The organism is Chitinophaga sp. 01L420 (genome assembly GCF_056399985.1).
In genome coordinates this window covers 1-9,679 of the sequence record NZ_JBFTSK010000095.1, presented here as the reverse complement: position 1 = coordinate 9,679, position 9,679 = coordinate 1, and the positions used below count along the sequence as shown (strand labels likewise).

Here is a 9,679-nt window from a genome sequence, read left to right as displayed (position 1 = left end):
GGAAATTATCACGCCAGGCGGTTTCCACCACCATGCTATCGGGTTGATTACTGCGGATCGTTTCTACTTTATAACCTGCTACCAGGTTGGGTTTGGTTAATTTACTTCCACTGCTGTGCTGCAGAATAATTTTTTGATTCGGCAACAATTTCACATTCCGTTCCAGTCCATCATTCAGGGTCACTTCCACTGCACCTGTAATGAGGGTAGCTTCCGTAGTCTGATCCTGCGTATAGGCTTTGACGTTAAAAGAAGTGCCCAATACTTTTATGCCCATCTTAGTGGTATGGATATAAAATGGTTTTCCGGCATTCTTTGCAACATCAAAAAAAGCTTCTCCTTCCAGCGTCACTTCCCGGTCGTCCAGGTTGTTCATATCAGGATTATAGGTTAAACGGCTGCCTCCATTGAGCCATACTTCTGTCCCATCCGGTAGTTGTGCTTTAGAGCGGGAACCATCACGGGTAAAAATAGCGGCCATCGCCTTCTTGTCGCCTTTCAGCGGGGCTTTGTTTGCCAGCAGGTAAACGCAATAGCTTCCCAGTAAAAGTACCAGTACCGATAATAGGGATACTACTTTACGGATATTCCTGCCTTCTCTTTTTACGGGCAGTTCCGCCGATGGAAGCGTCATCTCCATTTTATGAAGATGCCTTTCCAGGGCATTGTCTATTTTATGATCCCATTCTTCACTATTGGCTGGTTGTGGCCAGCTGCTTAAAACGGAAAGTTTATATCTCAGGTCCGGATCCTTCTGCAACAGCTCTTCCAGCTCACGCAGCTCTCCCATCGTGGCTTCGCCCGATACCTTTCTTCCCATCAAAAGCCATATTCTTTCCTGTTCCATGTGTATGATACAAAAGCATGATTATATAGAAGGACAAGTAAATTTTGAAAATCTACTACTCCATCTAAAAAAAAATTAAAATTATTTTGTTTTGATAAAGGAGAGGTTAATGACCTCACTGATCTTTTTGAGGGCCTGGGCCATGTGTACATCAATGGTATTCACAGAGATATCGAGGATTTGGGCTACCTCTTTATACTTCAGACCATCTTCCCGGATGAGCTTAAAGATCATTTTTCTTTTTGGAGGGAGGGCATTCACGGCCGCTTCTATTCTTTTAAMCATTTCACCGGAAATGAAGATCTGTTCCGGGGTAGCGTAGCTTACGCTGAAATCCACGGCCAGTTCGTCCAGACTGAAATGTTGGGTACGTGCAGCTTTATTGAGATAATTGAGGGCAATATTTTTAGTGGAAACATAAAGGTATACCCGGATGTTCTCTACCTGAAGTAACCGCTCCCTGTGATTCCAGACGTTCATAAATACGTCTGATGCGATTTCTTCTGCAGACTCCCAGGATTTGATAATGGAATAGGCAAACTGACTCAATGGCTTGTAAAACAACCTGAACAATGCTTTGTAAGCCTGCTCATCCCCTAAAGATGCCACCCGTTCCACCAGTAGCTGTATATTAGCTTCTTCCCTCAATGATTTCGTTTTTGGTTGAAAGTTGATCCCTAAAGATAATACGGATTAATATTAAATTAATATTGTTTTACATCTTTTTTTATGTAATGTATCTCCTGGCTAATATAGCGGACTCTACTGCGTTAAGATGGCAGTCATTTCTCCATCCTACTTTTTAAACATAAAGTAAACCGCTCCTATCAGGAAGAAAAAAGACACCAGGTAGTTCCAGCGGAGGGGCTCTTTCAGAAAGGTGACGGCAAAAATGCTGAAAACGGTGAGGGTGATGACTTCCTGTATGGTTTTCAGCTGGAAGCCGCTGAATCCTTCCTGGGCACCATAGCGGTTGGCCGGAACCATGAAGCAGTACTCAAAGAAAGCAATGCCCCAACTGATGAGGATCACCTTCCAGAGGGCTACGTCCTGGTGTTTAAGGTGGCCGTACCAGGCAAAAGTCATAAAAGTATTGGAAATCGTGAGAAGGATGATGGTGCGCATGAATCGATTTTTATCAGCATCTAATATATATGCGTCTGTCCAAGATCCCAAAAATCATTTTCGAATTTCACTATAGGGCAAAAAAAGAGGGACCGTCTCGGGTCCCCCTGGATCAAACAAAATGGGTTTCCACATTGAATGATGTTGTGTTGTTGGTTGCTATTTCAATTTTAATTCAGACTATTGCTCCAGTTTAATTTCGCCCAGGTCTGTAGCCTTTCCGTCTTCTACTTTTACATCTTTGATCACGGCATTTTTAAATGGGCTTTTACCGAGAATGGTAATAGTATAAGCACCGGCTTTTGCAGCAGGGATGGTAAATGCACCCTGGGAGATAGCGCCTTTCAGCTTATCTGCACCATTTACGGCTTCTACTTCAGTAGCACCGTCAGCAGGTGTAATTTTACCGGTGATAGAACCGCCTTCTACGGCTACACTTTTCAGTGTATCGAGACCCTGTAAAGAATCTACACGTTGTAAGGAATCAAATCTCATTAATGAGTCTGTACCTTTTAAGGAGTCAAGGCTTTGTAAAGAATCCACACTTTGCAAAGAATCTACATTTTGCAAAGAATCGAGTCCATAAACTTTCATGGAGTCCAGGCGAACAAGAGAGTCTACACCTGCGATTGAATCCACCATTGCGGCGGTGCTGTCAACTGACTTTACTGCGGCTACGTCTGCACTTTTAAAAGCGGACATTCCTACTACCATTGTTGCTAATGCGAGCATTCCTACAATTGATTTTTTCATGGCATTCAATTTTTTGTATGGTTAATATTTAATGATGACTTTTTTCCGGCCCTGATAGATGTGCATGGTTTTTGATATATGCCCTCATCGTTGGCTGCCGTATAATAACAATACATCCAGATATTCACTTACCATTAGTCAAAGAAATGTTAAAGTGAAAAAAAGAATACGGAGCGGGAAACAGGTAAGCGTTCGTAATTAGTAATTTTAAAAATTATCTTCGCACTACGGAAACAAATACAAAAGATCAAAAGCATGTTGCAATTGAGTAATGACGAAATAGTAAAAGGCATCCGGAGCAGAAACAAAGATGTATTTGAAGCTGTTTATAAACAGTTCGCCCCTTCTATGTATAATATTGCCGTGAGGTATGTGAAGAACGAAGATGATGCTAACGATATGGTACAGGATGTTTTCCTCAATTTGTGGAAAGGTGCGGAAAATCTGGATGAAAGGGCCCCTATTAATCATTACCTGGCGAGAGCTACGGTGAACACCTGTTTAAACCGTATAAAGAAAGAACAACGCCAGGAAGTGTATACCAAGGAACAAATGCTCCATGCCAACCAGGCAGCAAATAATCACTCCCTGCTGGAACATAAAGAACTGGAAGCGCAATATCGCACCGCGCTCGAAAAATTACCGGATCAATGTCGCCGCGTTTTTGAAATGAGCCGTCTTAAAGGATTGTCACCGGCCGAAATCGCAGAACAATTAAACATCTCTATTAATACAGTATACGCCCATCTTACCACAGCTTTAAAACGATTACGGGTGGATCTGATAAATAAATCATGATCCCAGCCAAAATTTTTTTTCTTACCGCTTAATGGTATAACGTTCCCTGGTTGTATTACTAATAAGTAGCCATGAATAATCAAACTGACATAGATATAGTAGTCCGTTACCTGGAGGATCCGGAAAATGAACAGTCCAAAAAACTGCTCAACGAATGGATTCAACAGGACGCTGGTAACCTGGATATTTTCCTGGATATGAAAGCGATGTGGCATGGCGATCCGCTCCCTGCCGCCTCCACTTTCGATACACATGGAAAATGGCAGGAGCTCAACGCCACGCTGGACAAGCTGCCGGTACCTACTACATCTCCGGCCATCACCAACACCCGTGTCATTAAAATGAACCGCAGATACTGGTGGGCAGCTGCTGCTGTACTGGTTATTGCCGGCACATGGACCTGGCTCGGACCCGGTGGTTATAAAACATATGCCACCGCACAACAACAGGATAGCCTGCGCCTGCCGGATGGTTCTATGATGTATCTGAACGCACATACGCAAATACGCTATGCGCGCGGATTTGGAAAGGAAAATAGACTGGTTAAAATAGATAAGGGAGAAGCATTTTTTGATGTAACAAAGAATGATGCCCTCCCCTTCATTGTAAACGCCCCTGAAGTAGAAGTACAGGTACTGGGTACTGCCTTTAACGTAAAAGCCGCCAACAGTGGCGTAAAAGTATTCGTGCAGTCCGGAAAAGTGAGTGCTGCCTACAAAGGCACAGAGAAAAAAGTGATTCTCACCCCTGGTGTAGAAGCCTCTCTGAAGCATAATGGCAATACAATTGACACCCGCATACACAAAAAAAATAATAACATCCTGGCCTGGAAAACCCGGACCCTGACCTTCGATGATACCCCGCTGAATGAAGTAGCGGCGTCATTGGAAGATTTTTATAATGTGCAGATAAAAATCAGCAATCAGCAACTGGCTGATAAAAAACTGCTGGCTACCTTCCCGAACATGTCCCTGGATGAGGTACTGGACATTATGAGAAAAACCCTTCAAATTAATATTACGCATAAAAACGACCTGGTAGACATCTACTAATACGCGCCTGACCTCTTGCTTATGCAGCATTTATTGCTACAGGCGCGTTGCTCCAATACCAGGTTTGGGTGCGTGCCTGATTTTATTTTCGTTGTTATCCTGGTATTGGCCAATGCAGTAGCTATGGCTCAAAATCCTGCTGCCCAACCCAAAAGAATTTCCCTCCAGTTTAGCAATGCCAGTCTCAAAACGGTGATCCGGGAAATAGAAAAACAAACCAAATACACTTTTGCCATATCCTCAGAAGAGCTGGAAACCCGTCACGGCGTTAGCTTACATGTGCATAATGCCACCTTGCAGGAAGTACTACCCAGTATCTTCCCTTCTTCCAAATATAAAGTGGAAATAAAAGACGGGCAGATCATCGTCATCCCGCTTAACACTACCGCATTAGACATCACACCACCAAACAATAGAAATTCCGACAGTAACAAATGGACCATTACGGGTACTGTCAGCGATGGTATGCAACCGCTGAGCGGAGTATCTATCCGGGAGAAAGGCAGCACCAATGGTACAGCCACCACAGAAAATGGTACATTTAAACTGGATGTCGCCAATGGTCAGGCCGCGTTGCAAGTGTCCCTGATCGGCTTTGAAACAAAAGAAATTTATCTCCGCGAACGCAGAAATATCTCCGTATTCCTGCAACCCGATCTTCGAAAACTCAATGAGTTGGTCGTATTGGGATATGGCTTACAAAAACGGGCGAATATCACCGGCTCCATTGCACAGGTAGATGGTGTACGCCTCAGAAGCAGACCCGTAGCCAATATAATGGCTGCTTTACAAGGCACCGCCACCGGCCTGGTAGTGACCCGCAGCAACGGACAACCCGGGCGCGAAGGATTCAATATCCAGGTAAGAGGTGTGAGCTCCGCTTCCGGCAATACGCCTATTATAGTAGACGGTGTACCTGGTTCCCTGGCCGTATTGAATCCGGATGACATAGAATCAGTGTCTATCCTGAAAGATGCTTCAGCCGCCTCCATATATGGCGCGCGCGGCGCTGGTGGCGTTGTGCTGGTAACCACCCGCACCGGCAAACCCGGTAAACTCAAAGTTGATTTCAATACCCTCGCCGGTTTTGAAACACCTATTCGTTTACCCAACCGTTTGCCATCCTGGAAAGCCGCCACCATGCAGAACGAAGCTGCTGTAAACGCCGGTGAGTCTGCCCCCTGGGATCCCGCTGAAATTGCACTGATGCAGTCCGGCAACCATTATGCAATAGATTACCAGCATCCGGATAATTATAAATACTACTACAATTTTGATCCGATACCCGTGCTCACAAAAAGTAAAACGGCTATTCAGAATTATAATGTGTCGGTTAAAGGAGGTGATAGTTCCAACCAGTTTGCCGCATCTGTAGGGTATTTCGGCAGACAAGGACTTTTCGCTGTTGGCCCCGACAGAACCCACCGCGTAAATGCACGCGCCAGCATGAACAATCGTTTCAATAAACACTTCAGCCTGGAAACACGTTTGTCTTATGCGCAAACAAATACCTTTTCTCCCTCGCAGGCGGTAGAAGGCCCTAAAGGCTTACTGGCCGGGCTTTACCGTGGACCAGGTAATGTACCGGTATACGTGCCCAATACTAATCATTATGCCTACGGCGCAGCACCTACCTACCCGGTACTGGAGGATGGTGGCGAGCGGGATGAAAAAAATAACTACGCCGATGCCGTACTTACCCTGCGGGCGGATAGTCTTGCCAAAGGCCTTACCCTGCGGGTTATTTATAGTCCGCAGCAACATACGCTGCAGGATAATCTCGGCAGGAACACGATTGCTTTATGGAACCGTGTAGACACTGCTTTCCTGGTACAACCTGATAACCTGCTCCAGAAAAGCCGGCTGGTAGCCAAAGGAGGCAACCTGCAGGTGTTGGCCGACTATGATGTTAAAAAAGAAAAACACAATATTCACCTGTTGGGGGGCTATACACAAGAGACCTACAAAACAACACAGCATACGGATGCTTCGTACAATGTTGCGCCAGCCGATATCAGCAACAACAACTTTACTAACGCGCCCGAATATACGCAGTTATTAGCCGCCACCGGTTCTCTGCAATCTTTCTTCGGTAAACTGAATTACAATTACGATAACCGTTACCTGCTCGAAGCAAACCTGATAGGCGCCCGTTTAACGCAATACAGTACCTCCTTTCAGGGTGGTAAGCAATGGCAGGCATTCCCTTCTTTTTCTGCAGGATGGCGCTTAAATAATGAAACCTGGTTTAATCGTGCGCTTCCCTTTTTTAACGAGTTTAAACTGAGATGGTCCTGGGGCAGACTGGGAAATGTGAACAGCTGGAACAGTATCCCTAATGACGAGCGGTTACAGACCTTTACCTTTAATGACTCCTGGCGTATGCTTCCATTCGTTTATAAGAATCCGGTTATACAGGCACATGGCTGGGAAAATATCTCTACAAATAACTACGGGTGGGATGCCACACTTTTCCGCGGCCAGTTAACATTGGCTGCAGATTATTTTGTTAAACGAAACAGGGATATGCAAATCCCGGTGCTGACGGCTTCTACAGACGGCGCGTGGCCAATAGCCTTCCACCGGGGAGAAATGAAAACCTGGGGCTGGGAAATTAATGCAGGCTGGAGAGATGACCGTGGCCCCTTTACCTGGTATATCAACGCCAATTTGTTTAACAGCCAGAATAAAGTATTGCGTAATGACAACGTTGCCCCTCAGGCAGGCTGGAACCAGGGGATAGCCGGTTATCCCTACTCCTCACTGTTCGGCTACCAGTCCGACGGTTATTTCCAGACAGCCGGCGAAGTACAGCAACATGCCTACCAGAGCGCGCAAACGGGTCCCGGTGACCTCCGTTATAAAGATATCAACGGCGATAACAAAATAGATAACGCTGACCTGGTATATCTGGGCAGTACGGATCCGCAGTTTTCCTATGGTATAGATGCCGGGTTTGCCTGGAAAGGATTTGATTTTTCTGTTTTCTTCCAGGGGGTATCTAACCGCAAAGTAATGCCGGACCCCCGTTATAATATACCATTTACCGGTACATCGCAGCAACCCTGGGATATTAATCAGGACTATTGGACACCGGAACATCCTGATGCACTCTTTCCACGCTTATATCTCAACGATCAGCACAATACGGTGCCATCTTCCCACTGGGTAATGAATGGGGCCTATATCAGGCTTAAAAACCTGCAACTGGGCTATACCATACCGAAAGAGTGGCTAAAGAAAATCCGCGTGAGCAGTTTGCGTATTTATTTCTCGGGGCAGGACTTATGGGAAACGACGAAGATGAAGATAAAATATTATGATCCGGAACAGGCCGGTGGATATAACGGGAATGTATATCCGTTTTTCAGATCTTATACGCTGGGATTAGGGGTTAGCTTCTAATGCGAACTTTGTCTTTCCTGGGATTATACCGATTGCAGTGATTTTTTCTTTTTTATCTTACTAAAAACAAAATAATATCATCATCAAAATCAGTATAATCCCGGGAAAGACAAAATACTATTCGGTCTTCTTACCTGCCAGTAAATACAATGCCGCCATACGAATAGCCACACCGTTTTCTACCTGGTCCAGGATGATGGACTGACCAGAGTCTGCCACATCAGAATTTATTTCCACGCCACGGTTAATGGGTCCGGGGTGCATAATGACAATTTCTTTATTCAGACTATCCAGCAGCTGGCGGTTTACACCGTAAGCGAGGGAGTATTCCCGGAGGGAAGAGAATAAAGGTGTGTTTTGTCTTTCCAGCTGAATACGCAACACGTTGGCTACATCGCACCATTGCAACGCTTCGCGGATGTTGTAGCTAACGTTTACACCGAGTGCGGCGGCCATGTATTTAGGGATCAGCGTGGGCGGACCTACCACGGTTACTTCTGCGCCCAGTTTCTTGAGGCAGTAGATGTTGGAGAGGGCTACCCTGGAGTGCATGATATCGCCACAGATGGCCACCTTTTTACCTTCTACACTACCCAGTCTTTCGCGGATAGAGAAAGCATCCAGCAATGCCTGCGTGGGATGTTCATTAATACCATCGCCTGCATTGAGGATCGGCACATTGATGTGCTTGGCCAGGAAATGCGGTGCACCGCTGGCAGAGTGTCGCATCACCACCATATCCACTTTCATGGACAGGATGTTATTGACGGTGTCTATCAGGGTTTCTCCTTTGGATACAGAAGATCCGGAGGCAGAGAAATTAACGGTATCTGCACCCAGACGCTTTTCCGCTAACTCAAAAGAGATGCGTGTGCGGGTAGAATTCTCAAAAAATAAATTAACAATTGTTGTATCGCGTAGCGTAGGAACCTTTTTAATAGGCCTTTGTAAAACCTCCTTAAACTGGTCGGCTGTTTGAAAAATAAGCTCTATATCCTGGCGCTGCAGATCGCGAATTCCGAGTAAGTGTTTTACAGAAAGTGACATTAATGTGCAAATATAAAGGGTGAAATCTGAATTCTGAAATCCGGATTCATTTTAGTCAATTAGAATTACTTCGTCATTACCATCTCTTTCGTTCCATAATACCCTTACTTTCTGGGAAATGAGGGCATCAATGGTACGTCCGGTATAGTCGGGCTGAATAGGCAACTGTCTGCTGAAACGTCTGTCGATCAGCGTGAGCAGCTCCACAGAGGCCGGCCGGCCGAAATCCAGCATTGCATCCAGGGCAGAGCGGATCGTGCGACCTGTGTACAACACATCATCTATCAACACCACCTTTTTATTTTCTACTGAAAAATCAATACTCGTTTCACTGGGTACATGTAACGTTTTGCTTTGATTAAAGTCGTCCCGGTAAAAGGTAATATCCAGTTTACCGTAGTCGATATGCGCACCTGGTACCAATTTCAACAAGATCTGATGAATTCTGCCAGCTAAATAAATTCCCCTCGGCTGCAGTCCAATCAGCACGGTTTGTTCAAACTGTAAATGATTTTCTATCAACTGGTGACAAAGCCTGTCTATCGTGATAGCCATCTGCTTGCCGTTTAGTATGGTTTTCAAAACACAACGTTTTAGGCGCCAAAAATAATGATTAAATGCAACAGATAAAAAGCTGAATATGAGAAAAGCT

General features: G+C 45.1%; 9 protein-coding genes. 3 read left to right on the top strand and 6 right to left on the bottom strand.

Going from position 1 to position 9,679, the window contains the following annotated elements:
* The 4 genes from AC1DP6_RS36015 to AC1DP6_RS36000 form a co-directional block, all read right to left on the bottom strand.
* The coding region (locus tag AC1DP6_RS36015; RefSeq protein ID WP_477059229.1) for a FecR family protein at positions 1 to 820 on the bottom strand (820 nt) is incomplete at its 3' end.
* A 108-nt stretch (positions 821 to 928) separates the two neighbouring features.
* Positions 929 to 1,495 carry an RNA polymerase sigma-70 factor gene (locus tag AC1DP6_RS36010; RefSeq protein WP_477059228.1) on the bottom strand — a complete coding sequence of 189 codons (567 nt, stop codon included), beginning with the start codon at positions 1,493 to 1,495 and terminating at the stop codon, positions 929 to 931.
* Between the two features lie 147 nt (positions 1,496 to 1,642).
* Entirely contained in the window at positions 1,643 to 1,972 is a 330-nt protein-coding gene (locus AC1DP6_RS36005; RefSeq protein ID WP_106531455.1) for a DMT family protein, read from the bottom strand.
* 180 nt (positions 1,973 to 2,152) lie between these two features.
* On the bottom strand, positions 2,153 to 2,725 hold the full coding sequence (locus AC1DP6_RS36000) for a peptidase associated/transthyretin-like domain-containing protein (protein ID WP_477059227.1): 573 nt from the start codon (positions 2,723 to 2,725) through the stop codon (positions 2,153 to 2,155).
* 255 nt (positions 2,726 to 2,980) lie between these two features.
* Here AC1DP6_RS36000 and AC1DP6_RS35995 point away from each other — a divergent pair, with 255 nt between their 5' ends.
* From AC1DP6_RS35995 to AC1DP6_RS35985, 3 genes are all read left to right on the top strand, one after another.
* Positions 2,981 to 3,523 (top strand): RNA polymerase sigma-70 factor, encoded by a 543-nt coding sequence (locus AC1DP6_RS35995; RefSeq protein ID WP_441575022.1) that lies wholly within the window; start codon positions 2,981 to 2,983, stop codon positions 3,521 to 3,523.
* Between the two features lie 71 nt (positions 3,524 to 3,594).
* Positions 3,595 to 4,575 carry a FecR family protein gene (locus tag AC1DP6_RS35990; RefSeq protein ID WP_477059226.1) on the top strand — a complete coding sequence of 327 codons (981 nt, stop codon included), beginning with the start codon at positions 3,595 to 3,597 and terminating at the stop codon, positions 4,573 to 4,575.
* Positions 4,576 to 4,596: 21 nt separating this feature from the next.
* Entirely contained in the window at positions 4,597 to 7,980 is a 3,384-nt protein-coding gene (locus AC1DP6_RS35985; RefSeq protein WP_477059225.1) for a SusC/RagA family TonB-linked outer membrane protein, read from the top strand.
* A gap of 117 nt (positions 7,981 to 8,097) precedes the next feature.
* On the opposite strand, the gene AC1DP6_RS35980 is transcribed toward AC1DP6_RS35985, so the two are convergent.
* Both AC1DP6_RS35980 and pyrR read right to left on the bottom strand, forming a co-directional pair.
* The gene (locus AC1DP6_RS35980) at positions 8,098 to 9,027 is read right to left on the bottom strand and encodes an aspartate carbamoyltransferase catalytic subunit (RefSeq protein WP_133809654.1); all 930 of its coding nucleotides are present in this window, start codon (positions 9,025 to 9,027) and stop codon (positions 8,098 to 8,100) included.
* 51 nt (positions 9,028 to 9,078) lie between these two features.
* Positions 9,079 to 9,609 carry a bifunctional pyr operon transcriptional regulator/uracil phosphoribosyltransferase PyrR gene (pyrR, locus tag AC1DP6_RS35975; protein WP_477059224.1) on the bottom strand — a complete coding sequence of 177 codons (531 nt, stop codon included), beginning with the start codon at positions 9,607 to 9,609 and terminating at the stop codon, positions 9,079 to 9,081.
* Positions 9,610 to 9,679: the final 70 nt, after the last annotated feature.